This is a genomic window from Hansschlegelia plantiphila (assembly GCF_027922265.1).
In the GTDB taxonomy this organism is placed as follows: Bacteria; Pseudomonadota; Alphaproteobacteria; order Rhizobiales; family Methylopilaceae; genus Methylopila; species Methylopila plantiphila.
In genome coordinates this window covers 336,986-363,272 of record NZ_BSFI01000004.1, presented here as the reverse complement: position 1 = coordinate 363,272, position 26,287 = coordinate 336,986, and the positions used below count along the sequence as shown (strand labels likewise).

Genomic DNA, 26,287 nt, shown 5'->3' with positions numbered 1-26,287 from the left:
CTGGAACGACTTTTGCTCTCGGCTCGTGTCGCCTGCGCCACAGTTTCGGCGCCGTTCTTCAGCCGAGCAGATCGCGGTAGAGCCCGGCGTAGGCCTTGGCCGACGCGCTCCACGACACGTCGGTCGCCATGCCGTTCGCCTGCAGCCGCCGCCAGCCGTCGCGGTCGGCGTGGAGAGCGGCCGTGCGGCGGAGCGCGGATTCGAGCGGCGCCTGGCCCGCCGGCGAAAACTGCACGCCGGTGGCGACGCCCGCGGCGAGCGCCATCGGGTTGGCGTCGATCACCGTGTCGGCGAGGCCGCCGACGCGCGCGACCACCGGCGTCGCGCCGTAGCGCAGCGCGCACAGCTGCGTCAGCCCGCAGGGCTCGAACCGCGACGGCACGATGAGCGCGTCGCAGCCGCCCTGGACGAGGTGGGCCAGTTCTTCGTCGTAGCCGAACACGCAACCGATCCGGCCGGGATGGGCGGCGGCGAGCGCGCGGAACCGCTCCTCGAGCCACGCCTCGCCTGCGCCGAGCAGCGCGAGACTGGCGCCGAGACCAATCAGCACGGGGACCGCGTCCGCCAGCAGATCGAGGCCCTTCTGGCTCGACAGCCGGCTGACGACGCCGAAGGTCAGCGGGTCGCCTGCGGGATCGAGCCCAAAGCGCGCGAACAGAGCCTGCTTGTTGACCCGCCGCCCTGACAGATCCTGCGCCGAGAACCGCGCGGCGAGGCGCGGGTCGGTCTGCGGATCCCAGACGTCGACGTCGACGCCGTTCAGCACGCCCGAGACGACGTCGGCGCGGGCCCTGAGCAGCCCCTCGAGGCCGAGCCCGCCGTCCGGTTCGAGAATCTCGGAGGCGTAGGTCGGCGAGACCGTCGTGATGCGATCGGCGAAGTAGAGCGCGGACTTCAGGAACCCGACGCCGCCGTAATATTCGACGCCCTCCACCCCCATCGCCTCCGGCGGCAGCCCGAGCGCCGGCGCCAGCGAGGCCGGAAACCACCCCTGGAAGGCGATGTTGTGGATGGTCGCGACGATCCTTGGCCGCTCTCCGCCGCCATAGGCGAGATAGGCCGGCGCAAGCCCCGGCTGCCAGTCGTGCAGATGCACGATGTGCGGCGCGGGCAGCGCGGTCGCGCCGCGGCCGATCTCGGCGGCGACCTTGCCGAGCGCCGCGAAACGCTGCGCGTTGTCCGGCCAGTCGGCCCCGGAGGCGTCGACGTAAGGACCGCCGTCGCGGGCGTAGAGATGAGGCGCGTCGACCGCCAGGAGGTCGCGCCCGTCGATCCGACCACGCACGACCGAGGCTCGGCCGCCGAACAGATCGTCGAACGACGCCACCGTCTCACGGTCGGGGATCGCCGTCATCACGGCAGGGTAGCCCGGCAGCAGCGTCGCCATCGCGACGCCGTGCGGAGCGAGCGCCCGCGGCAGGGCGCCGACGACGTCGGCAAGGCCGCCGGTCTTGACCAGCGGATAGGCCTCCGAGGCGACGGAGAGGACGTTGATCATCTGGGCTGAGCGGCTTGGCGAAGGACGTGGCGGGAGGAGATGGTAGCGGGCGCCGGCCTCCGACGCGATGCTTCAAAAGAGGCAGATCATCGCGAGCCTACAGCCGGTCGATCATCGACTGCGTGATGAGGCAAACTCCCTTCTCGGTCCGGCGGAAGCGCGCGGCGTCGAGTTCCGCATCCTCGCCGACGACCAGCTTCTCGGGGATCTTCACGCCGCGGTCGAGGACCACGTTCTTCAGCCGCGAGGAGCGACCGACCTCGGCGTAAGGCAGGATCACAGCGCGCTGGACTTCGGAATAGGAGTTCACGCGCACCCCGGTGAAGAGCAGCGACTCCCTCACGCTCGCGCCCGAGACGATGCAACCGCCCGACACCAGCGACGAGACCGCGCAGCCGCGGCGGTCGTTCTCGTCGTGGATGAACTTCGCGGGCGGCGTGACCTCGGCGTAGGTCGAGATCGGCCAGTTGTGATCGTAGAGGTCGAGCGCCGGCACGAAATCCGTGAGATCGATATTCGCCTCGAAATAGGCGTCGACCGTGCCGACGTCGCGCCAATAGGGCTCCTTCTCCGAGGCCGAACGCACGCAGGAGCGCGCGAAGTGATGCGCGACCGCTTTGCCGTGTCTTACGATCGCAGGAATGATGTCCTTGCCGAAGTCGCGAGCCGAGTTGGGGTCCGCCGCGTCCTCACGCAACCGCTCGAACAGATACTGCGTGTCGAACACGTAGATGCCCATGCTCGCGAGCGAGACGTCGCTTCGGCCCGGCATCGAGGGCGGATCGGCGGGCTTCTCAAGGAAATCGATGATGCGGTCGTGCTCGTCGATGTGCATCACGCCGAAGGCGTGCGCCTCCGCGCGGGGCACTTCGAGGCAGCCGACGGTGACGTCCGCCCCGCTCTCGACGTGCTGGGCGAGCATCTGCTCGTAGTCCATCTTGTAGATGTGGTCGCCGGCCAGAATGATCATATGGCGCGGCGCATAGTCCTCGATGATGTCGATGTTCTGAAACACCGCGTCGGCCGTGCCGAGATACCAGGCGTCCTCCGATATGCGCTGGCTCGCCGGCAGCAGATCGAAGCTCTCGTTGCTCCCGGAGCGAAAGAAGTTCCAGCCGCGCTGCATGTGGCGGATCAGGCTGTGCGCCTTGTACTGGGTCGCGACGCCGATGCGCCGGACGCCGGAGTTCAGCGCGTTCGACAGCGTGAAGTCGATGATACGCGACTTGCCGCCGAAATAGACCGCAGGCTTGGCGCGCCTGTCGGTCAGCTCCATCAGCCGTGACCCGCGGCCGCCCGCGAGGATGAACGCCATCGCCCCGCGGGCGTATGGCGGGCCTAACGGCGTCTTTGCGGCGGTCATCGCGGGCGTCTCCCTACTCGACTCTCTGCGGCCGGGTTTCCGCGTGGGCCGCCTGGATCACCCCAGTGTCGGCTTCACGTCCCAGATCTCGCTCGCGTACTCACCTATCGTCCTATCGGACGAGAACCAGCCCATGTTCGCCGTGTTGATGATGCTCGAATTCATCCAGGCGGCCCGGTCGCGCCAGAGCTTGTAGACCCGGCGCTGGGCCGCGAAGTAGGCGTCGAAGTCCGCCGTCACGAGGAAATTGTCGTGGTCGAGCAGCCCGTCGACCAGCTCGCGGTAGCGGCCTGGATCGTCGGGCGAGAACACGCCGTCGCGGATCGCGTCGAGCACCTGCTTCAGCGTCGGCGAGGCGTCGACCGCGGCGCGGGCGTCGAAGCCCTTGCGCTTTCTCGCCTCCACCTCCTGCGCGGTCAGGCCGAAGATGAAGATGTGGTCGTCGCCGACGTGCTCCTTGATCTCGACATTGGCGCCGTCGAGCGTGCCAATGGTGAGAGCGCCGTTGAGCGCGAGCTTCATGTTGCCGGTGCCCGACGCCTCCATGCCGGCGGTCGAGATCTGCTCGGAAAGGTCTGCGGCCGGAATGATCACTTCGGCCAGGCTGACATTGTAGTTCGGCAGGAACGCCACCTTCAGCAGACCCCGCACCGTCGGGTCGGAGTTCACGACCTTCGCGACGTCGTTCGCGAGCTTGATGATGAGCTTGGCCTGCCGGTAGCTGGCCGCCGCTTTGCCGGCGAAGATCTTCACCCGCGGCATCCAGGCGCGCATCGGCTGTGCGCGCATCGCATTGTAGATCGCGACCGTCTCCAGGATGTTGAGCAGCTGCCGCTTGTATTCATGGATGCGCTTGATCTGGACGTCGAAGAGGGCGTCGGGATCGACCCAGACGTCGTTGCGGTCGGCCACGATCCTGGCGAGCTCCATCTTGTTCTCGCGCTTGGCGGCGTAGAGCGCCTCCTGAAGCGCGGAATCCCTCGCCATCGGGATCAGGCGTTCGAGCCGCGACGGATCGTCAAGCACCTCGACGCCCACGGCGTCGATCAGAATTTGCGTCATCCGCGGATTGCACTGCGCCAGCCAGCGTCGAAAGGTGATGCCGTTGGTCTTGTTGGTGATGCGGTGGGGATGCAGCCCGTGCAGGTCACGGAACACCGTCTGCTTCATCAGCTCCGTGTGCAGCGCCGACACGCCGTTGACCTTGTGCGAGCCGACGAAGGCGAGGACGCCCATCCGGACGCGGCGGCCGCCGCCCTCTTCGATGAGCGAGATCGAGGCCAGCAGCGCGTCGTCGCCCGGCCGCTTCCCGCGCGCGCCCTCGAGCTCCAGCGCATTGATCAGGTAGATGATCTGCATGTGGCGCGGCAGCAGCCGCTCCATCAGCGACACCGGCCAGCTCTCGAGCGCCTCGGGCAGCAGCGTGTGGTTGGTGTAGGAGAAGGTCGCGACCGTGATCTGCCAGGCTTCCGCCCAGGGCAGGTCGTGCAGGTCGACGAGGATGCGCATCAGCTCCGGCACGGCGATCGAGGGATGGGTGTCGTTGAGCTGGATCGCGACGTGGTCCGGCAGCGTGCGCAGGTCGCCATAGTCCTCGATATGGCGGCGGACGAGGTCCTGCAGCGAAGCCGAGGCGAACATGAACTCCTGCCTCAGGCGGAGCTCCTGCCCATTGGGCGTCTCGTCCGAGGGATAGAGCACCTTCGAGATCGACTCGATGCGCACCCGGTCCGCGAGCGCGCCGACATAGTCGCCGCGGTTGAAGGCGTCGAGGCTGATCGGGTCGGGGGCGCGCGCCGACCACAGCCGCAGCGTGTTGACGTGGCGCCCGCGCCAGCCGACCACTGGCATGTCGAAGGCGACCGCCTCGACCTTCTCAGCCGGCCGCCAGATGTGCTTCGGCTTGCCGCCGTCGTTCACCTGCTCGACATAGCCGCCGAAGCCGATGGGATAGTCGACTTCCGGATGCGCGAACTCCCAGGGATTGCCGAAGGACAGCCAGTCTTCCGGGTATTCCTGCTGCCAGCCGTCGCGCATGCCCTGGCGGAACAGGCCGTGGTCGTAGCGGATGCCGTAGCCGAAGGCGGGCACGCCGATCGAGGCCATCGAATCCATGAAGCAGGCGGCGAGGCGGCCGAGGCCGCCATTCCCAAGCGCCGCGTCGGGCTCGGCCCCGCGCACCTGGTCGAGGTCGACGCCGAGCCCCGCGAGCGCCTCGCGGGTGGCCTCCGTCAGGCCGAGATTGTGCAGCGCATCGAAGAGCATGCGCCCGATCAGGAACTCGAGCGACAGGTAGTAGACGCGCTTCTTCGGGCGCGCGTGTTCGGAATCGTGCTCGATCACCCAGCGGTCGACGATGCGATCGCGCACCGCGAGCGCGGTCGCCACGAACCAGTCGCGGACGCTCGCCGTCTCCGGCGATCGTCCCACCGAATAGGTGAGTTCAGCGAGGATCTCCTTGCGCAGTTTGGTGACGTCGACGCCCGCGTCCGGCGTCCCGTCAGCCGTTTCGCGCACTGGCCTGCGCGCCACGTCAGCCGTCGTCGTCGCGGTGGCCGTGTCTGTCATGCCGCTGTCTCCCGTGTCGCCCGCGCCTGCTTCGACGCTCGCTCGCAGTCAATCACGGGCCGGCGGCGATGGCGATTGCCGCAGTGCGGGAAAATTCGCAGGACCTCGCCAAAGGCGCGAGATAGATGCTCTGGCCCCTCTTCGCGGTAGCGCGAAGCGCGGCCCCGCTGGGAGCGGGGTCCGGTGGGCGGCCAACCCCGCTGTTGCGGAGTTGGCTCTCGGGCGTGATCCAAGTCGGAAACATCCGACTTGGACGGGCGTCGAGCTCAATCCTGGCCCCCCGACCTCGGCCTGTCAGCCGAGGCCGCCACGCTCTGAAAGGAGAGAGGCATCAGGACGAGGCGCTCTACTCTGCGGCCACGTAGAGCTTGCCGCCGCCTTCGAGGAACTCGGCGGTCTTCTCCTTCATTCCGGCCTCCGCCTCGAGCGACAGCCGCTCGTTGTCGCCCATGGCCTGCGCTTCGGCGCGGAGCTCACGGGTGATCTGCATCGAGCAGAACTTCGGCCCGCACATCGAGCAGAAATGCGCGACCTTGTGGGCGTCCTTTGGCAAAGTCTCGTCGTGGAACGCGCGCGCCGTGTCGGGGTCGAGCGACAGGTCGAACTGGTCCTGCCAGCGGAAGTCGAAGCGGGCCCGGCTCACCGCGTCGTCGCGGATCTTCGCCGCCGGATGGCCCTTGGCGAGGTCGGCGGCGTGGGCCGCGATCCGGTAGGTGATGACGCCGGTCTTGACGTCGTCGCGGTCCGGTAGGCCGAGATGCTCCTTCGGCGTGACGTAGCAGAGCATCGCCGTGCCGAACCAGCCGATCATGGCGGCGCCGATGCCTGAGGTGATGTGGTCGTAGCCCGGCGCGATGTCGGTTGTGAGCGGCCCGAGCGTGTAGAACGGGGCCTCGCCGCACACCGCGAGCTGCTTGTCCATGTTCTGCTTGATCTTGTGCATCGGCACATGGCCGGGGCCCTCGATCATCACCTGGCAGCCCTTGTCCCAGGCGACCTTCGTCAGCTCGCCCAGCGTCTCCAGCTCGGCGAACTGCGCGGCGTCGTTGGCGTCCGCGATCGAGCCGGGGCGGAGGCCGTCGCCGAGCGAGAACGACACGTCGTATTTCCGCATGATGTCGCAGATGTCGCCGAAGCGCTCGTAGAGGAAGCTCTCGCGGTGCCCGGCGAGGCACCAGCGCGCCATGATCGAGCCTCCGCGCGAGACGATGCCGGTGACGCGGTTCGCGGTGAGCGGCACGTGGCGCAGCCTGACGCCGGCGTGGATCGTGAAGTAGTCCACGCCCTGCTCGGCCTGTTCGATCAGCGTGTCTTTGAACACCTCCCACTCGAGCTTGAGCGGGTCGCCGTCGACCTTCTCCAGCGCCTGGTAGATCGGCACGGTGCCGATTGGGACCGGCGCGTTGCGGATGATCCAGGAGCGGATGTTGTGGATGTTGCGGCCGGTGGAGAGGTCCATGACGGTGTCGGCGCCCCAGCGGATCGCCCAGACCATCTTTTCGACCTCCTCGGCCGCGCCGGAGGTCACCGCCGAGTTGCCGATGTTGGCGTTGACCTTGACCAGAAAGTTCCGCCCGATCGCCATCGGCTCGAGCTCGGGATGGTTGACGTTGGCAGGGATGATGGCCCGCCCGCGCGCGATCTCGGAGCGCACGAACTCGGGCGTCACGAACTCCGGAATTTCCGCGCCGAAACTGTCGCCGTCGGCGAGCCGCGCGCCCGCGCCGTCGAGCGCCGCCTCGCGGGCTAGGTTCTCGCGGTGGGCGACGTAGGCCATCTCCTCAGTGACGATACCGGCCCGGGCGAATTCGTATTGCGTCACCATCTGGCCGCAGGCGGCCTCCCGGATCGTGCGCGTCGCAGGACAGGGCGCGACCAGCCTCTCGGCGGAGATGTTGCCGTTGTCCTCCGGCTTCACCGGCCGGCCCGGCGCGACGTCGAGTCCGCGGGCGGCGATCCACGCCTCGCGCACCGGGGGAAGGCCCGCGGCGAGGTCGATCGCCGCGTCGCTCTCGGTATAGGGACCGGACGGGTCGTAGACCCGGACCGGGGCCTCGTTCGGATCGCTCAGGCCGATCTCGCGAAACGGTATCCGCAGCTCGGGGTCCGCCTTCGGGGAGGCGTAGACCTTGCGCGAACCGGTGATCGGACCGGTGGTGACGCTTTCGGGCGCGGCCCTCGCGTCTTTTGGGGGGATATGCACGTTCATGGGGAATCTCCTCGAGGGGTACTCGTCGGGAGATCCGGAAAATCTGACGAAATGTCAGGGAGGCCGCGCGCATGGCTCGGCCGTCGGTCCCGTCCCTTCGCCGGCATGACCCGGATCAGGTTCGAAGGGATCGGCCTCTGGCCATCTCAGCCCCGCATCGCAGCGGGACGCCCCTCGGAACGGAGCCGAGGTTAGGAGCGATCGGCGGGGATGTCGAGGGACCGGCGCCCGAACGGCGCAGGTCCCGATGCGGCTATTCCGCGGCGACCGCCGACTGCGAGTCACGGCGCTCCGCGCGCTTCAGCGCCTCTTCCATCTCCGCGATGTAGCCGCGGGTCAGGGGGACGGCCTCCTGTCGGCGCGCCAGCTGGAGCTGGAAGACCACCACGTTGCGATGCCTGAACGCGACCTCGCAGGCCGCGAGGTAGAATTCCCACATCCGACAGAAGCGCTCGTCATAGAGCGCAAGCGCCTCGTCACGCCGGGCGAGGAACCGCTCCCGCCAGTCCCGCAGCGTGAAGGCGTAATGCAGCCGCAGCACCTCGACGTCGGTCAGCACGAGGCCGGAGCGTTCGATGATCGGCAGGAGCTCCGACAGCGCAGGCAGCGCGCCGCCGGGGAAGATGTACTTCTCGATCCACGGATTGTTGGAGTGCGGCCCGTCGGACAGGCCGATAGTGTGCAGCAGCATGACGCCGTCCTCGGACAGCCGGTCGCGGCAGGTCTCGAAGAAGGTGCGGTAGTTCGTGACCCCGACATGCTCGAACATCCCGACCGACACGATGCGGTCGAACGAGCCGCCGAGCGTGCGGTAGTCCTGAAGCTCGAACGAGACCTGCCGGTCGAGGCCCGCGTCCTTCGCGCGACGGCGCGCGATCCCGAGCTGTTCGCTCGACAGCGTGACGCCAAGCACCTCTGCGGCGCCTGCGACGTCCGCGAGGTAGAGCCCGAGCCCTCCCCATCCGCAGCCGATGTCGAGCACGCGGTCGCCCGGACGCATCACGAGCTTCGCCGCGATATGACGACGCTTGGCGAGCTGGGCGTCCTCCAGCGTGGCGTCCCCGTCCTCATAATAGGCGCAGGAGTATTGCCGGTCGGAATCGAGGAACAGGTCGTAGAGGCCGCCGTCCAGATCGTAGTGGTGCGCGACGTTCCGACGCGACCGCTGCTGGCCATTGGCCTGTGCGATACGGCGGTACAGCATACGACCGCGTTCGATGATCCTGATGATCAGCGGATCGCGCTGGCCGTGGAGCTGGCCGAGGACGAGGTCGAGGAAGGCGTAGATGTCGCCCTGCTCGACGATCAGCCTGCCATCCATGAAAAGCTCGCCGAGCTTCTTGTCGGGCGCGAGCAATATCCCCCATTGCGCACGCCGATCGGTGAAGCGGATCGCGACCCGCTGGCCGGAACCGTCGCCGAAGCGCCAGCGCTCCCCCGACGCCGACGTCACCAACAGGTCGCCTCGCTGAACGATGCGACCGAAGAGCCTGCGAAGCAGCGATTCCATGCCGAAGATCCCGCTCGTGCACGCCGGCGCGACCAGGACCATTCGACTTTCGCAGCGTCGGACAGCCGAGGTTGCCGGGCGGCAGGGCTAACTCACGGGAGAAGCTTAAGTTTCAGATGTCACGAAAACGAGAGGCCGAGGCATTCGCCTCACGCAATTCTGCAATGCAGTCGTGGAATACCTTGGGCATTCCCCGAGAGTTCGAGGCCGTGACCGGTCTATCGTGACGCGCCGGAACACTGCGACAAAAAAGGCCCGCGCAAGAAGTCGCTCGCGCGGGCCTTTTTCGTTGCCCCTCCGGGCGGCAGTATGGCTCAGAGCCCCTTGACGATCTGCTCCGTCATCTTCTTGGCGTCGCCGAACAGCATCATGGTGTTGTCGCGGAAGAACAGCTCGTTCTCGACGCCGGCGTAGCCCGACCCCATGCCCCGCTTGATGAACAGCACGGTGCCGGCCTTTTCGACGTCGAGGATCGGCATGCCGTAGATCGGGGAGGTCTTGTCGGTCTTGGCGGCCGGATTGGTGACGTCGTTCGCGCCGATCACGAAGGCGACGTCGGCGTCGCGGAACTCGGGATTGATGTCGTCGAGCTCGAACACCTCGTCATAGGGCACCTGCGCTTCGGCCAGCAGGACGTTCATGTGGCCCGGCATGCGGCCGGCGACGGGGTGGATGGCGTACTTCACCTCGACGCCTTCCTCCTTCAGCTTGTCGGCCATCTCGCGCAGAGCGTGCTGCGCCTGGGCGACCGCCATGCCGTAGCCGGGGACGATGATGACCTTGGACGCGTTCTTCATGATGAAGGCGGCGTCCTCGGCCGAACCCTGCTTGACCGGCCGCGTCTCCGCCTCGCCGGCCGCTCCGCCCGCCGTCTCGCCGCCGAAGCCGCCGACGATGACGGAGATGAAGGAGCGGTTCATGCCCTTGCACATGATGTAGCTGAGGATCGCGCCCGAAGAGCCGACCAGCGCGCCGGTGATGATCAGCGCGAGGTTGCCGAGCGTGAAGCCGATGCCTGCCGCGGCCCAGCCGGAGTAGGAGTTCAGCATCGAGACGACGACCGGCATGTCGGCGCCGCCGATCGGAATGATGAGCAGGAAGCCGAAGGCGAGCGCGACCAGCGTGATCAGCCAGAACACCGCGATGCTCTGGGTCGTCACGAACAGCGCGATCAGGACGACCAGCAGCGCGAACAGGCCGATGTTGATGGCGTGCCGCATCGGCAGGATGATCGGTTTGCCCGACATCCGCCCGTCGAGCTTGGCGAAGGCGATGATCGACCCCGAGAAGGTGATCGCGCCGATCGCGACGCCGAGCGACATCTCGAACAGGCTCTGCCCGTGGATCGCGCCGGACGTCCCGATGCCGAAGGCCTCGGGCGCATAGAGCGCCGCGGCCGCCACGACGACGGCGGCGAGACCGACCAGCGAATGGAAGGCGGCGACGAGTTGCGGCATCGCGGTCATCGCGATGCGCTTGGCCGTGACCGCGCCGACCGCGCCGCCGATGGCGAGGCCGCCGACCACCAGCAGCCAGCCGCTCACCCCGTGCGGGGGAGAGACGAACAGCGTGGTGGCGATCGCGAGCGTCATGCCCGCGATGCCCATGTAGTTGCCGCGGCGCGAGGTCGCCGGGCTCGAAAGCCCCTGCAGCGCAAGGATGAACAGAACGCCTGCGACGAGGTAGATGATCTGGACGACGTCGGTCACGGCGTCAGCCCTTCTTCTTGTACATGCCGAGCATGCGCTCGGTGACGAGGAAGCCGCCGAAGATGTTCACGCTCGCGAGCACGAGGGCGATGAAGCCGAACGCCCGCGCCCACCAGGGGCCCGAGCCGCCGGCGAGCTCGACGCCGACGGCGAGCAGCGCCCCGACCACGATGACGGAGGAGATCGCGTTGGTGACGGCCATCAGCGGCGTGTGCAGCGCGGGCGTCACGCTCCACACGACGTAGTATCCGACGAACACCGCGAGCACGAAGATCGCGAGGCGGAAGACGAACGGGTCGATCACGCCGCCGGTCGCGCCATGCAGCGCGACGCCGGCGGAATCGGCGATCTGGTCGGCGTAGGACTGCGCGGCGTTCGCGGATTCGCGGGCGGCCTCGGCCGCTGCGCGCGCGCGTTCGAGCGCCTGGTCCGGGGTGAGCTCGGCCATCAGCTAGGCTCCTGCAAGGGCGGAACGTCGGAGGGCGCTTCCGCCGCGGGAGCGGGCGTCGGCGCATCGGCGGGCTTGACGATCGGATGGATCGGCGTCCCGTCTTTCACGAGCGCCGTCGCCTTGACGAGTTCGTCGTCCCAGTCGACCGCGATCTGCTTGGTCTCCTTGGAGATCAGCGTCTCGAGGAAAGCGGACAGGTTCTTGGCGTAGAGCGCCGAGGACGACGCCGCGAGGCGGCCCGCCACATTGGCGTAGCCGACGATCTTGACGCCTTCGACCTCGACCACCTGGTCTGCGACCGCGCCCTCGACATTGCCTCCGCGCTCGACCGCGAGGTCGACGATCACCGAGCCCGGCTTCATCGACTTCACCATCGCCGTGGTGACGAGGCGCGGCGCCGGGCGACCGGGGATCAGGGCCGTCGTGACGACGACGTCCTGCTTGGCGATGTGACTCGCGATCAGCTCGGCCTGCTTGGCCTTGTAGCCATCGGACATCTCCTTGGCGTAGCCGCCGGAGGTCTCGGCCTGCTTGAACTCGTCGTCCTCGACCGCGACGAACTTGGCGCCGAGGCTCGCCACCTGCTCCTTGGAGGCGGGACGGACGTCGGTCGCCGACACCATGGCGCCAAGGCGCCGGGCGGTCGCGATCGCCTGGAGGCCGGCGACGCCCGCGCCCATCACGAAGGCCCTGGCCGGCGGAACGGTCCCGGCGGCCGTCATCATCTGCGGGAAGGCGCGGCCGAATTCCGCGGCGGCGTCGATCACCGCGCGGTAGCCCGCCAGGTTCGCCTGCGACGACAGCACGTCCATCACCTGCGCGCGTGTGATGCGCGGCATCAGCTCCATCGCGAAGATCGAGACGCCGGTCTTGGCGAGTTCGCCGATTTCGGCGGACCTGCCGTAAGGATCCATGATTCCGATCACGAGCGCGCCGGGCTTCAGCCCGTCGAGCCCGCCAGGCGCCGGACGGCGCACCGTGAGCAGCACGTCGGCGCCGGAGAGCGCCTGCGAGCGCGCCCCTGCGATGGTCGCGCCCATGTCCTTGTAGGCGGCGTCGGTGGCGCCGGCCTTCAGGCCGGCTCCGCTTTCGATCACAACCTCTGCGCCAAGGCCGACAAGTCGTTTAACGACGTCAGGCGTCAGCGCGACCCGGGGTTCGCCCGGGTCCGTCTCCTTGGCGACAGCGATGCGCATGGGGTCAGCCGAACAGCGCGTAGAGGCCCAGAACAACGACGCCGGCGACGGCGGCGGGGATCAGGCTGCCCTTCGGGCTCATCGCGCCGATGACGCCGGTCACGATCGCGAGCACGATGCCGACGCCACAAATCTTCCAATCGCCCTTCACGCCGCCGATGGCGAGCGAGATCAGGATCACGACGAGATGGGCCGTCGCGACCTTGGCGAGCTTCATCACCAGACCATAGGTGCGCTCGTGCTCGGCGTAGTCGTTCCCGGTCGCGGTGGCATATTCGACGGCGTGATCGGCCATACCGTAACTTCCCCTGATTGGCGTTCTTGAAGCGTCCTTCTGTCGCCATGTAGCGGAAAGACGCACCTGCGGCAATCTCGTCGAAAGTCTGGCATGCCACATACCAGACGCTATGATAGAGGCGCGCTCTGAACGTCGAAAAGTCTTGTGGTTTCAGGACTCGAGCCCGACAGACGACAGCGCTGCCGCCTGTCTGCGGGCGACGCCGTCAACGGAAAAATCCGCCATCGCGTCGCGAAACAGCTGGGAGAAGTTCAGCTCCGCCCGCAGGTGGAGAAACACCCCGCCGAGCCCGATCGCGGCGCGATCCATGAACACGAACTCGCGCGGCACCGTCACCGGACCGTTGCGCTTCAGCTCCTGCTGCACCTTGAAAGCCTCGCGCCGGCCATATTCGCCGGGCGACACGCCATCGGCGATGGTGCGCACCCGGTCGTCGAGCAGCGGCCCGTAGATGAACCGGGCCCAGATGTTGAGAATGTCGATCAGTTCGCGTTTCAGGTCCTTGAAGCCCCACACCTGATAGGCGTGCGCCACGCGCTCGTCGTCGCCATCGCGCAGGCCCTCGTAGAGGTCGACCACGCCCCCGACGAACGAGGCCGGAAACACCCGGATGCAGCCATAATCCAGCAGGTTGATCCCCTGCGGCGCGCCGTCCTCGGAGAACGCGGCGTAGTTGCCGAGATGCGGATCGCCATGGATCACGCCGTGCGAGCTGAAGGGCCCCCACCAGGCCTTGAACATCGCGACCGCGAGCCGGTTGCGGACCTCGAGCGCGTCGTCCTTGAACTCGAGCAGCTTGCGGCCCTCGAGCCAGTCGAGCGTGAGCAGACGGCCGGTGGAAAGCTCCGGCCACACTCCGGGCACGCGCACTTCCGGCGTGCCGGCGAGGATCAGCCTGTAGAGCGCGGCGTTCTTCGCCTCGTGCCGGTAGTCCAGCTCCTCGCGGATGCGGGCGCCGATCTCCGCGGCGATCTGGCTGGTGTCGATCGACGAATCGATGCGCCGGCGTAGGTCGAACAGCAGGCGAAGCTGCTGGAGATCCGCCTCCACCGCCGAGGCCATGTCCGGATATTGCAGCTTCACCGCAAGCGGCGCGCCATCGAGCGCCGTCGCCTTGTGGACCTGTCCGAGCGAGGCGGCCGCCGCCGGCTCCTTCTCGAACGAGCCGAATTTCGTCATCCAGTCCGGGCCGAGCTCGGCCGCCATGCGGCGGCGGACGAAGCCGTAGCCCATCGGCGGCGCGTCGGACTGCAGCTGGGAGAGCTCCGCCGCATATTCCGGCGGCAGCGCGTCGGGGATGGTCGCGAGCAGCTGCGCCACCTTCATGATCGGGCCTTTGAGGCCGCCCAGCGCCGCCCTGAGGTCGGCGGCCCGGTCCGCCCGGTCCGCGCCGCCAAACAGGCGGGCGCCCGCCACGCGCGCCGCCACCCCGCCGACATTGACGCCCACGCGGGCGTAGCGGGCCGCGCGGGCGGAGAAGCGGTTGCGTTCGATGTCGGTTTCGTCGGCCATGAGCCGCTTACGTCGTGCGCCGCGGCGCGGTTGACCAGAGCGCGATCATGACGCGGCCGATGCTCAGGCCGCCCGCTTGATCCTGATGATCTTGAAGAAAGGCGCGGGGAAGATGTCGAAGACGTCGACGACCTGCATGTCCGGCGTCGTGGCCGCCCACGCAGCGAGGCGCGACACCTTGAAGTCCGTGGACCACCCGACCTTCTTCACCAGCGGCGCGAGGGCCGTCTCGACCTTCATGCGCAGGCCGCTCTCGGCGCCCATCTTGGAAGCGACGATGATCTCGCCGCCCGGGCGCAGCACGCGGCGCATCTCGTCGAGCGCGGCTTCGGGATCGGGGACCAGCGTGATGACGAAGGGCACGGTGACGGCGTCGAACGAGGCGTCGGGCAGGCCGAGATTGCAGGCGTCCATCGCACAGAGGCCGCGCACCTGGGCGAGCCCCTGCGACAGAACCTTCTCGCGCGCCTTGGCGAGCATGTGGATGGAAAGGTCGACGCCGACGACCCGTGCGTCCGAAGGATAATAGCGCAGCACCAGCCCGGTGCCGACGCCGACCTCGAGGATGTCGCGGCCGCAGGCGGCGGCGGCGGCGGCGGCCTTGCGCTGCCCGTCCGCCAGAAACCTCACATAGACCTTGTCGTAGAAGGGGGCCCAGCCTTCGTACGCCTGCTTCTGACCCTGGAGGTCGTACTGAACGCTCACGCAATCGCCTCGCTGACGCGCCGGACCGGGAGCGCCTGAACGCTCGGTGGACTGCAGATGATCCCGCCCCCGAGCACGCGGTCGCCCGTAGCCTCGTCGTAGAGCACGCAGGCCTGCCCCGGCGCGACGCCGCTCTCGCCGTCGAGCAGTTCGACCTCGGCCTCGCCCCGCCCGAGCGGACGCAAGCGCGCCGGCGCAGCGGGCCGTGTCGACCGCACCTTGGCGCGCAGCGCGACGCCTTCCGCCGGAAGATCGCCGAAGGCGCCGTCCCCGAGCCAGTTGACCGCGCGGAGGCGGATCGTTCTGGTCGCGAGCGCTTCGCGGGGGCCGACGACGAGCGTCCGGGACGCTGCGTCGATGCGGACCACAAACAGCGGTTCGGCGCCGGAGACGCCGAGCCCGCGGCGCTGGCCGACCGTGTAGCGCAGCACGCCCTCATGGGTTCCAAGCTCGCGGCCGTCGACATGCCGGATCGGGCCGGGCTCGGCGGCGCCGGGCTTCAGCTTCTCGATCACGTCCGAATAGCGCCCGTTCGGCACGAAGCAGATGTCCTGGCTGTCCGGCTTGTCGGCGACGGAAAGGCCGAGCTCGCGGGCGGCCTCGCGCACCTCGGGCTTCGTCAGGCCACCAAGCGGGAAACGCAGCGTCGCGAGCTGCTCCGGCGTCGTGCCATAGAGGAAATAGCTCTGGTCGCGGTCGCCGTCCGCGGCGCGGAACAGTCCCCTGCCCCCGCCGGCCAACGCCTTCGACGCGACGTAGTGGCCGGTCGCAAGCGCAGCGGCCCCGAGGTCGCGCGCCATGCCGAGCAGGTCGAGGAACTTGACGGTCTGGTTGCAGGCGACGCAGGGGATCGGCGTCTCGCCCTTGAGATAGCTTGCGGCGAAGGGCTCGATCACCGCCTCGCGGAACCGCGCTTCGTAGTCCAGCACATAGTGCGGCACGCCGAGGCGGTCCGCCACGTCGCGCGCGTCATGGATGTCGCGGCCGGCGCAGCAGGCGCCTTTACGGGCGGTCGCAGCGCCGTGATCGTAGAGCTGCATGGTGACGCCGACGACGTCGTAGCCCGCCCGCTTCAGCAGGCCGGCGACGACCGAGCTGTCGACGCCGCCGGACATGGCGACGACGATCCGGGTCGTCTCCGGCGGACCGGGCAGGTCGAGATCGAGTGTCATGGGCGTCGAAGGCTTGAAGAGGCTCGGGAATGTCCGCGTCCTCTTACCCCCTTACGCGCCGGGACGGAAGCAAGGCCCGCCTTACGCGCCCGAAGCCGGGGCGCGCACTCTGGTGACCGAGCCGAGCGGAACCGACAGGCCGCCGATCGTCAGCATCGGCGTAGCGGCGGCGGACATCGAGTCGGAGGACGATTCGGTCTTCGGGTCTTCGCCTTAGAGAAGGCCTCCGACCGTCCCCTTACGGTCCCCTTTCCCTTCCCTCGAACGCACGGACCCGACCGGCCCGGCGGTCGGCTGGCTGTTCGGGGCGATGGCGGCGGTAACGGACATGAAACGCTCGGGACACGACGTCGTCCGAGACCGAGCAATCGCGATGCCGTGGCTATTCCCTGAAAATTCAAGGGATTTACCGCCGGCGTCCCGGGCTGTTTCTGCCAGGCGCGGCAAAATATGCCGCGCGCAAGATGCGACTGACGAGGCGCAAAGATCATAAATCGTTAGCTATTGAATTACTTTCTCTTAACCTTTCGAAATCAATCGAAAACCGCTTTTCCGCTTAGCCAAATGTTAAATCACGTCTCGTAACGTCGTCGAGTACGGGTCAGACGCGTGAGAGTATCGATGACCGAAATGCATCGCGGGCGAACCAAATACGTGATCGGGCCGGACGGTAGTCCGCTCACGGTCGCGGATCTGCCGCCGACGGATACGAAACGTTGGGTCATTCGCCGCAAAGCCGAAGTGGTCGCGGCCGTCCGAGGCGGGCTTCTCAGCCTGGAAGAGGCGTGCCAGCGCTATACGCTGACCGTCGAGGAATTCCTGTCCTGGCAGGCGTCGATCGACAGGCACGGTCTCGCCGGCCTCCGCACGACGCGTATCCAGCAGTATCGCGCCTGAATCCACAAAGCATAGCAGACCGCAAACGCGCCGGCCCTCGTGGCCGGCGTTTTCGTTTTTGCGCTGACCGCCGATGGAGTTAACGCCGCGTTTACCAAGCGCCGGGCAATTCTTGCCGGGCGCCGCTCCTTCGGGGAGCGGCCGGAGGTTTCGCGGTTGAGCGGTCTTCTTCAGTTCTTGCGGTCGTTCGGGGAGGCCGGCGGCGGCGAGCTTGCGCTCTCAGCTGGAGCCGGAGAGGCCGGACGCCGCATGATCGCCGCCGAGATGGTCGGACGGTTGAAGGCGGAATCGGTCGGCCCCTGACAGCAAGGAGAGCCCCATGCGCCTCACCATAGTCGGCCGCCTGAAGGGCCAACTCACCGCGGCGACGCGCATCGCCATGGGAAATACGCGGTCATGAACGGCATGCCCGTGCGGCCGCGCTCGGTCGAGGCCGAGCCCGCGCTCGCGCGCGGGCTCGGGCGCGGGCGCTTCCCCGGCAACGTCCGCGAGCTCGAGAACGCCATCCACCGCGCGGTCCCGCTGTCGTCGGGGCTGGAGATCGGCGCGGACGTGATCCGCACGCCGGACGGCTCGATGCTCGATTCCGGCCCGCGCGGCGCCGCGGAGGCGGCCGAAAGCGTGACGCGTGGCTTCGTCGGGCGCACGATCGCCGACGTCGAGCGCGACCTGATCTTCGACACGCTCGGCCACACCCGCGGCAACCGGACCCACGCCGCGAACATCCTCGGCATCTCGATCCGCACGTTGCGCAACAAGCTCAACCAGTACGACGACGAAGGCTTCGCCGTGCCCCCGCCGCAAGGTGGGGTGGCGGCGGCCTAGAGACCGTTCAGGCCGACTGGGCCTCGCCGACGACGCGGTTGCGGCCGAGCCGCTTGGCCTCGTAGAGGCGCTGGTCTGCGGTGTGCAGCAGACCGCGCAGATCTCCGGAGGTCGAGGTCGCGACGCCGACGCTCACCGTCACAGGGGCGCCGTCCGCGGCTCGGACTTCCTCCGAGACCGAGGCCCGCAACCGCTCCGCAAGCGTCACGGCCCCGGCGTGGTCGAGATCCCTGACCAGCAGGACGAACTCCTCGCCGCCATAGCGGAAGACGAGGTCGCCGTTCCGCACGAAGCGCTCGAGCGCGCCGCCGACCGAGCGCAGCACCGCGTCGCCGGCGACGTGGCCGAGGGCGTCGTTGATCGCCTTGAAATGATCGATGTCGGCCATCGCGACCGTCACCGGCCGCCCGTCCGGCGCCGGTCGGTCGAGCCACTCGCGGCAGGTCTGCTCGAAGGCCCCGCGATTGCGAACGCCCGTGACCTCATCGATCAGCGAGCGCTTGAGCAGATCCTCGTAGCGGTTGCGGTAGGTCAGCGCCTGGAAGACGTCCCACACGCCGCGCCGCGACCGGCGGTCCTCGCCCTGCTCGACGAAGCGCAGATAGACGCCGATCAGAAGGCTGTAGAACGCCGCCGCTCCGAGCTTGGCGACCAATCCTCCCACCAGCGCGGAGAACGGGACGCCGCTGGTCCAGCGCAACACGGGGAAGAAGGCGAGCTGGTCGAAGGTCAGCACCAGCGACGCGCTGACGAAGGCGACCGCGACCACGTTGCGCGCGAACAGCCGCGACAGATTCTCGTAAAGCAGGATCAGCGCGATGCAGTCGACGAACAGCAGCAGCGTGCCCCACACCATCAGCACGCCGATCTGATCGATGAAGCCAAGATCCGGGGCCCCGCCGGCGAGGTGCGCGACGGAGGTGTGCATCCGCAGGATCAACGCAAGCACGACCAGAAGCAGATTGCCGATGAACAGGCCGTAGATCGGCTGGCGCACCACCTCCGCGTCCTCGCGGATGTAGAGCAACAGGAACATCATCAGCTTGCCGCTGAACAAAACGGTGGACCCCGGCGACAGCAGCCCGAACGGCAGTTCTATAAAGAACACCGCGGCGAGATAGGTCTCGAGGAAGTGCATGACGCCGAGGGCGCACACGAAAAGGCCGATGCCGTAGCGCCGCCGCGCCTTTAGCAGGGCGGCCATCACCGTGAAGTAGACGGTCGCGTGCAGAAGCAGCAGAGCGACGCCGGCCATTGAGCGCTTTTCCCCGCCGCCTCGGAGCGGCCCTCCAGCGCGACAGGCCGCGCCGGACCGGGGAATGGCGCCGGCCCGGTGGTTTGGCAATCGTGGTTTTGCAACAGGATAGGTCCGCAGCGCCATCGCCGCGACCTGAGGCGAATACGCCGCGCCCCGCCTTGTCTGCTACGAGAGGCGATCTGAACACGCAAACGGACTCCGCCCATGGCCGACCTCCGCCTTCGCCGCAGCGTTCTGTACATGCCCGGCTCCAACCAGCGGGCGCTCGAGAAGGCGCGGACGCTGCCCGCCGACGCGCTGATCCTCGACCTCGAGGACGCCGTCGCGCCGGAGGCCAAGGAGATCGCGCGGGAGCAGGTCTGCGCGGCGATCGCCCAGGGCGGCTACGGCGACCGCGAACTCATCATCCGGGTCAACGCGCCGCAGACCCCGTGGGGCGAAGCCGACCTCAAGGCCGCGATCGAGGCCCGGCCCGACGCGATCCTGATGCCGAAGGTCTCGTCGCCCGCGGTGCTCGAGAGCATCGCCAACCGGCTGGAGGCGCTCGACGCGCCCGAGAGCATCGACGTCTGGGCGATGATCGAGACGCCGGCCTCGATCCTCAACATCAAGGAGGTGGCGGCCTCCCGCCGCACAGTCCCCGGCGCGCGCCTCACCTGCCTCGTGCTCGGAACCAACGACCTCGCCAAGGACACCTGGGCTCAGATCGTGAAGGGCCGCGCGCCGATGATGCCCTGGATCATGTTCGCCCTTGCGGCCGCACGGGCGGAGGGGCTGACCATCCTCGACGGCGTGTTCAACGACATCGGCGACGTCGACGGCTGCCGGGAGGAATGCCGCCAGGCGCGCGACCTTGGATTCGACGGCAAGACCATCATCCATCCGAGCCAGATCGAGCCCGCCAACACCTGCTTCGCGCCGAGCGCCGAAGAGGTCGCCCGCGCGCGCAAGGTGATCGAGGCGTTCGACCTGCCGGAGAACGCCCGCCGCGGCGCGATCAAGATCGACGGCCGCATGTATGAGCGTCAGCACATCGGCATGGCCCGTCGCGCCGTCTCATGGCACGAGGCGATCTCGGCGAGGGACCGCTGACGGCGCCGGTCGCGGCGGCTGCGACCGATCCGTCCACAGGCGCGTAGTCGTCCTGATGGCGTCGCACGGCGCCTGGAGGTAACACCGGATGGGGAGTGATTCGGGGAGACCGCATGCGGGTGCTGATCGTCGACGACGACATGATGGTGGCGGGACGCCTCGCCCCCATAGTCGTCGATGCCGGGCATGAGCTCGTCGGGCTGGCCGCCGATCGGGACACCGCCGTCGCGCTGCTGCGGTCCGCCAAGGTCCATCTCGTTCTGGTCGGCCTGCGGCTCGCAAACGGATGGACGGGCGGCGACATGGGCGCGGCGGCCGCAGCGCATGGCGTCGCGGTGGTCTTCACCACCGCCGACGCCGCGCTCGGCGCGGACGACAGGGCCGCGGCGGCGGGCGTCATCGCCCGGCTGTCGGTCGCCTCCGACGTGACGTCGGCGCTGGACTATTTCGCCGCGACGCTCGCAGGCGCGGCCCCGCCCGTTCCGCGCGGACTTGAGCTGTTCGCCGAATGGAGCGCGACGGGCGCGCCGACCGCGACCGCGGCCGCCGCGCAGGCCAGCCACTCCGCGCGCTAAGGCCGCGGCAGCAGGCGGTCGCTGATGATGCGGCGCTGGATCTCGCTGGTGCCTTCGAAGATCGTCGTCAGCCGAGCGTCCCGCCAATAGCGCTCCACCCGGCGCTCGGTGGTGTAGCCGTTGCCGCCGTGAAGCTGCATCGCCTGACTGGTGACACGGACCGCCATCTCGGTCGCGAGCAGCTTGACCATCGCCGTCTCGCTCTCGGCGGAGCAGCCCTCGTCGAGGAGATGCGCGACCTGCCGCCAGAAGGCGCGCGCCTGCCGAACCTCCGCCGCCATGTCGGCGAGCGCGAAGCGCAGCGCCTGGAAGTCGCCGATCGCGCGGCCGAACTGCTCGCGCTCCTGCAGATAGGCCTGGCAGTCCTCGACCGCGGCCTGCGCCACGCCGACGGCCCTCGCCGCGGTGTGGACGCGCGCGATGTTGAGACCGCGCTGCACGGCCGCGAAGCCGCCGGAATCGGCGTCCGCGCCGCCGTCGCCATAGAGGCCCGTCAGCCGGTCGCTCTCCGGCACGCGCACGCCGTCGAGTTCGAGTTCGAACGTCAGGAAGCCGTGATAGCCGATCTTGTCGATGACGCGGCCGGTCACGCCCTTCGGGAAGCTTCCCGGTTGCTTGACGACGAGAAACGGCTCCAGTCCCGCCGAGCGCGGCTCGCCCTCCTCCGGCTCGCGCGTTCGCGCTAGAACTTCGATGAAGTCCGCGGCCTGCGCGAAGCCCGCCCATCGCTTGGTTCCGGTCAGCACCCAGTGGTCGCCGTCGCGCACCGCTCGTGTCCTGACGCCGGCGAGGTCGGAGCCGGCCGTCGGCTCCGACAGGGAAATGCTTCCGATCCATTCCCCGCGCGCGGACTTCGCGAGCAGCTCCAGCCTGCGCCTGTCGTCGAGCGTCTGGGTGCCGAGCCCCTGCCCCCGCGCCAGGATGCTGCCGACCGACAGCCACGCCCGCGCCAGCTCCTCCGACACCAGGCAGTATTCGAACACGCCGAGCCCCATGCCGCCGTGCTTTGCGGGAATCGTGATCCCGAACCAGCCCTTCGCCGCCATCTGGTCGATCAGCGAGCGCGGCATCTCGGCCTTCTGCGGGTCGAGCTCGTCGGCGATGGGCAGGACGACGTCGCGGGCGAAGGCGCGGGCCTCCTGCTGCAGCCGGACGCGGGGTTCCGTGCGCCACGGCGAGGTCAGTTCGGGAGGCTCGGGGATGATGACGTCGGTCTTCGGCATGAATCCTCCCAGGAAGCGTCACGCCGCCAGCTAGCGTTGCGATCGGCCCGGCCCATGCGACGCTCGTCGGACGCCGCGACGCGACAAAAGAAAAGGGGTTTCCGGAACACCCGGAAACCCCTGAAGACCGATCGGCTTGACCGCCGAACTCCACCTTCTCTTTGGACGGCGGCCCGGTGACTGGCTCAAGTGGGCATGGTCTTCGTCCCGGCGCGAGCCAAGACCCTGTCGATCTGAGCGCCGAGGCGAAGATTCGCCGTGGACGCGGCCATGACATGGAAGGTCGCTGAACCCGAGGTCTGGCCCGCCATCTGGCTTGTGAGCCGGGCGAAGGACGCGATCAACGCCCGAGGATTGGTGCCGTCCCAGCCATCCGTGGCGCCCACCGCCACATAGACGCCCGAACTCTGGGCCGCCGCCCGGATGTCGGTTCCGCGCTCGCTCCCCGCGTCGCCCCAGCCCGATCCGGACAGGTGCGTAGGCGCGGCGGATTGGGCCGCATCGTTCAGATGCCGGCCGATCGCGGCGCCGTAGACGCCTTCCGAGCCCCATTCGTCGTCGGTCTCGCCGATCTCATGCTCGCCAAGCACGATGTCGATCGAAGCGCCGGAACTCTGCGGCGGAAGGCTCGGACCTTCTTCACCTCCGCCCTCGTCGTCCCAATCGCCGGATTCGCCGCCGTCATCTCCGCCGCCTTGCGGGTCGTCCTCACCCGAACCGTCGCCCTCGTCGCCGTCTCCGTCTTCCCCACCGTCGGTCCCGTCATCTCCGCCGTCGTCCCCGCCATCTCCGCCGTCATCCCCGTCGTCAGTTCCGTCGTCTCCGCCATCCTCGCCTCCGGTCCCTCCCGGATCCTCGTCGTCGACCGTTCCATATCCCGGCAACGGATGCGTCTCGTCGGACTTCACGTTCCCGTCGAGATCGGTCACCGTCGTGTGCTGCGAGCCCGTCCCGTCCGCCGCGCGTGTGACGGTGTCGATGATGATGGTGCCGCTGCCGCCCTGAACGTCGATTGTGACCTCGGTCTTCGAATAGCTGCCGTCCTCCCCGAAGGTCTCCGACTGTCGTTTGGACGTCCCATCCCGCTTTTCGAAAGGCGTGTCGAACGTTGACTCGGCGCGCCACGACATGCCGCCGGGCGTATGAAAATTCTTGGTGGCGGAATGGCTCTCGATCCCCCTGCTTCCTTCGAAGCGCGAGACGATGCTTTCCGTCCGGCCGGCGGGACCGGCGGTCTCCGTCACCCTGACGGTTCGCACGCTTCCATCAAGGTAGGTCGTGACCATCTCGCGCGAGCCGGTCCGGTCGGCGTGGCCCGTCACGTGGCCCGGGACGCGAGCGAGGACATCGGACCCGCTTTCGAGAACGCCGCCTGACGGCTTGGTCCTGATCGAGAGGAAAGCCCCTTCGGCCGTTCTCCAGATCCGCTTCTCGGCCGTTAAAACGCCGCCGTCCGCCAGTGAGGTCTCGATCTCCGCCACTCGCACCGCCCGAGCGGCCAATCCGAATTCGAGCGCGCCGATCTCCTTGCTCGCGACGTGAACGCGACGGGACCAGATGCGCCGCCCTGACTTGTCCGCCTTGCTGAGCGACGCCTGAACGACGGCGCGCCCCGCGCCTTCGCCCTGCACCACCGAGCCGTCCGACAGGCGGTCGACCACTTTCCAGCGGCGTTTCTCGACGCCGTCGATCTGCACTCTCGCGACCGAACGACGGCCTGTCGTCGACAGTCGGGACGACACGCCTCTGACGGGACCGGAGCCATCGAACGAGGCGGTCCGTTGCGAAACCGAAAGATCCAGGAATTTGTTGCAGGCGACCGCGACAGAGCTTTCGAACCATGTCGCCCCGTCGACCTTCAGCACGGAGTAGAGGCCTGACGCAGGCTGAAATTCAATCCTAATCCGGCTTTTGGTCTCTTCATCGATCCCATTCAGGATGAAGGCTCCGCCTTCACTGGACAGAAGATTGCATCGGTACGTATTTTTCCTTATTGACTTCGGAAATCTCTCAAAACTGCCGGCTATCATTTCATTGCCCTCTCGGAGATGCTTTCATTTCCAGCTATCTCAAGGTGGCCGACCCCTCCATTGAAGTCAAAGATCATTATCTCTTGGGGCTTTGACTAAATTGAAAACTTGATTTCTGGCTGCGGTCGATAAGGCGGCTGGACGCGAGCGCTCCAGCTTTGCTGGCTGATTACTGATCCGGCCCGGCCTCATCGCCCAGCGATCGCGTGAAGTCGATGAAAGCTCGGAGCGGCGTGGGCAAGTAGCGGCGGCCTGGGTAGTAAAGGAACGGCCCCGAAAACACCTGCCACCACGGCTCGAGCACCGGCTCCAGCGCACCGCTGTCGAGATGCGGGCGCAACCAGTCCTCGAACAGCTGGATCACTCCGCTTCCGGCGACCGCAGCGTCGACGGCGAGGTCTGTAGCGGCGCCCACCCGAACGATCAGCGGTCCGCCAGGCTCCAGGGTCACGACTTCGCCGTCACGCTCGAACTCCCAGATGGTCATCGCGCCGCTGGCGAACTGGCCGCGCAGGCAGGCGTGGTCCAGCAGATCGCGCGGATGTTCGGGCCGGCCGCGCCGGTCGAGATAGGCAGGCGCCGCCGCCGTCGCGTAACGTTGCCTGCGCGGGCCGATAGGAACCGCGATCATATCCTGCTCGAGGCGTTCGTCGTAGCGGATGCCGGCGTCGCAGCCGGCCGCCAGCACGTCTACGAACCTGTCGTCCGCGATCACCTCCAGACGGATGTCGGGATAGGCGGCCAGAAAGCGCGGCACGATACGGGGTAGCACGAGACGAGCCGCGCTGACCGGGACGTTGAGCTTCAGGACCCCGGCCGGCCGGTCGCGGAATCCGTTGACGACGTCGAGCGCAGCTTCGATCTCGCCAAGCGCCGGGGTCAGTCTTTCGAGCAGGCGACGGCCCGCTTCGGTGGGAGCGATGCTCCGCGTGGTGCGGTTCAGCAGGCGCACTCCGAGCTTCGCCTCCAGACGTCGCACAGCTTCGCTGAGGGCGGAAGCGCTTCCGCCGATCGCGCGCGCGGCTTCTCGGAAGCCGCCTGCGTTTGCGACCGCCACGAAAGACGCGAGGTCGCTCAGATCTGCGGCCATTGTTCGGCGCTCCGCACAGCCCGTGTGGATAGGGCCTGATTTTCGCGCGCACGGATAGACCCTAGATGTGTTCCGCAGTCAGGGAGACAATCATGACCGAGATCGGCAAAGCCGGAACGTTCACGCTCGGCGAGCGGCGCGTGAAGCGAATGGGCTATGGGGCGATGCAATTGGCGGGGCCCGGCGTCTTCGGCCCGCCAAAGGACCGCGACGGCGCGCTCGCCGTGCTCAGAGAAGCTGTGGCGCGGGGCGTCGACCATATCGACACCAGCGACTTCTACGGTCCGCACGTCACCAATGAACTCATCCGCGAGGCGTTGAGGCCATATCCGGAAGACCTCGTGATCGTGACCAAGGTGGGCGCGCGCCGCGGGGACGACGGCGCCTGGCTTCCGGCCTTCTCGGCCGACGAACTGAAGCGCGCGATGGAGGACAACCTGCGCAATCTCGGGCTCGAAGCGCTCGACGTCGTCAACATGCGGATCATGTTCGACGCCCATCGCCCTGCCGAAGGCTCGATCTCCGAGCCGGTCGCGGCGCTCGCCGAACTGAAGCGGCAGGGGCTCATCCGGCATATCGGCCTCAGCAACGTGACGTCGCGACAGATCGCTGAGGGACGCGGCCTGGTCGAGATCGTCTGCGTGCAGAACCAGTACAATCTGGCTCACAGGGATGACGACGCGCTGATCGACGAACTTGCGGCCGCTGGCGTCGCGTATGTCCCGTTCTTCCCGCTTGGAGGCTTTTCTCCGCTGCAGTCCGATGCGCTGTCTCGCGTCGCGCAGGAGCTCAGCGCCACGCCGATGCAGGTCGCGCTGGCGTGGCTGCTTCAGCGTTCGCCCAATATCCTCCTGATCCCCGGCACGTCGTCGCTCGGCCACCTGCGCGAAAACCTCGCCGCAGTCGATCTCGAACTGCCAGCCGACGCGATCGCCGCGTTGAATCGGATCGGGTAGACCGCCGCCCGCAAGGCGCTGAGACAAGCTCGTGCGCCCTCCTCGGACGACCTCGGATCTTGTCGACCGGTCGCAACCTGCGCGCTTGGTCTGTTCCTCGCCCAGCGGCCTGCAAGCCGCCGGGCGCGACCACGGCGCCCAGTTTGTCCG

21 protein-coding genes, 1 pseudogene and 1 riboswitch are annotated in these 26,287 nt (G+C 67.9%); of the genes and pseudogenes, 6 read left to right on the top strand and 16 right to left on the bottom strand.

Annotation, left to right across the window (positions count from 1 at the left end; all coding sequences use genetic code 11):
- Positions 1-58: 58 nt before the first annotated feature.
- From glgA to mnmA, 12 genes are all read right to left on the bottom strand, one after another.
- Positions 59-1,498, bottom strand: a complete 1,440-nt coding sequence (gene glgA / locus PKE75_RS05050) for a glycogen synthase GlgA (RefSeq protein ID WP_271167602.1) — start codon at positions 1,496-1,498, stop codon at positions 59-61.
- A gap of 97 nt (positions 1,499-1,595) precedes the next feature.
- Complete coding sequence (gene glgC, locus PKE75_RS05045) at positions 1,596-2,861, bottom strand: glucose-1-phosphate adenylyltransferase (RefSeq protein ID WP_271167601.1); 1,266 nt, start codon at positions 2,859-2,861, stop codon at positions 1,596-1,598.
- 57 nt (positions 2,862-2,918) lie between these two features.
- Positions 2,919-5,429 carry a glycogen/starch/alpha-glucan phosphorylase gene (locus tag PKE75_RS05040; RefSeq protein ID WP_271167600.1) on the bottom strand — a complete coding sequence of 837 codons (2,511 nt, stop codon included), beginning with the start codon at positions 5,427-5,429 and terminating at the stop codon, positions 2,919-2,921.
- Between the two features lie 346 nt (positions 5,430-5,775).
- A complete protein-coding gene (thiC, locus tag PKE75_RS05035) occupies positions 5,776-7,638 on the bottom strand; it encodes a phosphomethylpyrimidine synthase ThiC (protein ID WP_271167599.1) in 1,863 nt (620 codons plus the stop codon).
- 75 nt (positions 7,639-7,713) lie between these two features.
- A riboswitch (TPP riboswitch) is annotated at positions 7,714-7,823 on the bottom strand.
- A 68-nt stretch (positions 7,824-7,891) separates the two neighbouring features.
- Positions 7,892-9,148 carry a cyclopropane fatty acid synthase gene (locus tag PKE75_RS05030; protein WP_271167598.1) on the bottom strand — a complete coding sequence of 419 codons (1,257 nt, stop codon included), beginning with the start codon at positions 9,146-9,148 and terminating at the stop codon, positions 7,892-7,894.
- Between the two features lie 314 nt (positions 9,149-9,462).
- Positions 9,463-10,857 (bottom strand): NAD(P)(+) transhydrogenase (Re/Si-specific) subunit beta, encoded by a 1,395-nt coding sequence (locus PKE75_RS05025; RefSeq protein ID WP_271167597.1) that lies wholly within the window; start codon positions 10,855-10,857, stop codon positions 9,463-9,465.
- Between the two features lie 4 nt (positions 10,858-10,861).
- Positions 10,862-11,305: an NAD(P) transhydrogenase subunit alpha part 2 gene (locus tag PKE75_RS05020; protein ID WP_271167596.1), complete on the bottom strand. Its 444-nt coding sequence runs from the start codon at positions 11,303-11,305 to the stop codon at positions 10,862-10,864.
- A complete protein-coding gene (locus tag PKE75_RS05015) occupies positions 11,305-12,504 on the bottom strand; it encodes a Re/Si-specific NAD(P)(+) transhydrogenase subunit alpha (protein WP_271167595.1) in 1,200 nt (399 codons plus the stop codon). Before PKE75_RS05015 ends, PKE75_RS05020 begins: the two co-directional genes overlap by 1 nt.
- Positions 12,505-12,508: 4 nt before the next feature.
- The gene (locus tag PKE75_RS05010) at positions 12,509-12,799 is read right to left on the bottom strand and encodes an aa3-type cytochrome c oxidase subunit IV (RefSeq protein WP_271167594.1); all 291 of its coding nucleotides are present in this window, start codon (positions 12,797-12,799) and stop codon (positions 12,509-12,511) included.
- A gap of 153 nt (positions 12,800-12,952) precedes the next feature.
- Positions 12,953-14,314 (bottom strand): ABC1 kinase family protein, encoded by a 1,362-nt coding sequence (locus PKE75_RS05005; RefSeq protein WP_271167593.1) that lies wholly within the window; start codon positions 14,312-14,314, stop codon positions 12,953-12,955.
- A gap of 63 nt (positions 14,315-14,377) precedes the next feature.
- Positions 14,378-15,019 (bottom strand): class I SAM-dependent methyltransferase, encoded by a 642-nt coding sequence (locus PKE75_RS05000; protein ID WP_271167592.1) that lies wholly within the window; start codon positions 15,017-15,019, stop codon positions 14,378-14,380.
- Positions 15,016-16,191 (bottom strand): tRNA 2-thiouridine(34) synthase MnmA, encoded by a 1,176-nt coding sequence (gene mnmA, locus PKE75_RS04995; RefSeq protein WP_271167591.1) that lies wholly within the window; start codon positions 16,189-16,191, stop codon positions 15,016-15,018. The genes PKE75_RS05000 and mnmA overlap by 4 nt, the downstream gene beginning before the upstream one ends.
- A 621-nt stretch (positions 16,192-16,812) precedes the next feature.
- Here mnmA and sciP point away from each other — a divergent pair.
- The 3 genes and pseudogenes from sciP to PKE75_RS04980 all read left to right on the top strand — a co-directional run.
- Positions 16,813-17,088, top strand: coding sequence for a CtrA inhibitor SciP (sciP, locus tag PKE75_RS04990; RefSeq protein WP_271167590.1), 276 nt, complete (start codon positions 16,813-16,815; stop codon positions 17,086-17,088).
- A 156-nt stretch (positions 17,089-17,244) separates the two neighbouring features.
- Entirely contained in the window at positions 17,245-17,391 is a 147-nt protein-coding gene (locus PKE75_RS04985) for a hypothetical protein (RefSeq protein ID WP_271167589.1), read from the top strand.
- Positions 17,392-17,460: 69 nt separating this feature from the next.
- Positions 17,461-17,913: pseudogene (locus tag PKE75_RS04980) on the top strand (helix-turn-helix domain-containing protein); the annotation flags it as partial.
- A gap of 7 nt (positions 17,914-17,920) precedes the next feature.
- Here PKE75_RS04980 and PKE75_RS04975 read toward each other — a convergent pair.
- The gene (locus PKE75_RS04975) at positions 17,921-19,168 is read right to left on the bottom strand and encodes a GGDEF domain-containing protein (RefSeq protein WP_271167588.1); all 1,248 of its coding nucleotides are present in this window, start codon (positions 19,166-19,168) and stop codon (positions 17,921-17,923) included.
- A 207-nt stretch (positions 19,169-19,375) separates the two neighbouring features.
- Here PKE75_RS04975 and PKE75_RS04970 point away from each other — a divergent pair, with 207 nt between their 5' ends.
- Both PKE75_RS04970 and PKE75_RS04965 read left to right on the top strand, forming a co-directional pair.
- Complete coding sequence (locus PKE75_RS04970; RefSeq protein WP_271167587.1) at positions 19,376-20,263, top strand: HpcH/HpaI aldolase/citrate lyase family protein; 888 nt, start codon at positions 19,376-19,378, stop codon at positions 20,261-20,263.
- 113 nt (positions 20,264-20,376) lie between these two features.
- On the top strand, positions 20,377-20,838 hold the full coding sequence (locus tag PKE75_RS04965; protein WP_271167586.1) for a response regulator: 462 nt from the start codon (positions 20,377-20,379) through the stop codon (positions 20,836-20,838).
- On the opposite strand, the gene PKE75_RS04960 is transcribed toward PKE75_RS04965, so the two are convergent.
- The 3 genes from PKE75_RS04960 to PKE75_RS04950 form a co-directional block, all read right to left on the bottom strand.
- Positions 20,835-22,061, bottom strand: coding sequence for an acyl-CoA dehydrogenase family protein (locus PKE75_RS04960; protein WP_271167585.1), 1,227 nt, complete (start codon positions 22,059-22,061; stop codon positions 20,835-20,837). The two genes, PKE75_RS04965 and PKE75_RS04960, sit on opposite strands and share 4 nt — an antisense overlap.
- 185 nt (positions 22,062-22,246) lie before the next feature.
- Positions 22,247-23,926 (bottom strand): hypothetical protein, encoded by a 1,680-nt coding sequence (locus PKE75_RS04955; protein ID WP_271167584.1) that lies wholly within the window; start codon positions 23,924-23,926, stop codon positions 22,247-22,249.
- 334 nt (positions 23,927-24,260) lie between these two features.
- Positions 24,261-25,181 (bottom strand): LysR family transcriptional regulator, encoded by a 921-nt coding sequence (locus tag PKE75_RS04950; protein ID WP_271167583.1) that lies wholly within the window; start codon positions 25,179-25,181, stop codon positions 24,261-24,263.
- A 92-nt stretch (positions 25,182-25,273) separates the two neighbouring features.
- Between PKE75_RS04950 and PKE75_RS04945 the strand changes: the two genes are divergently transcribed.
- Positions 25,274-26,137, top strand: a complete 864-nt coding sequence (locus tag PKE75_RS04945) for an aldo/keto reductase family oxidoreductase (protein ID WP_271167582.1) — start codon at positions 25,274-25,276, stop codon at positions 26,135-26,137.
- Positions 26,138-26,287: the final 150 nt, after the last annotated feature.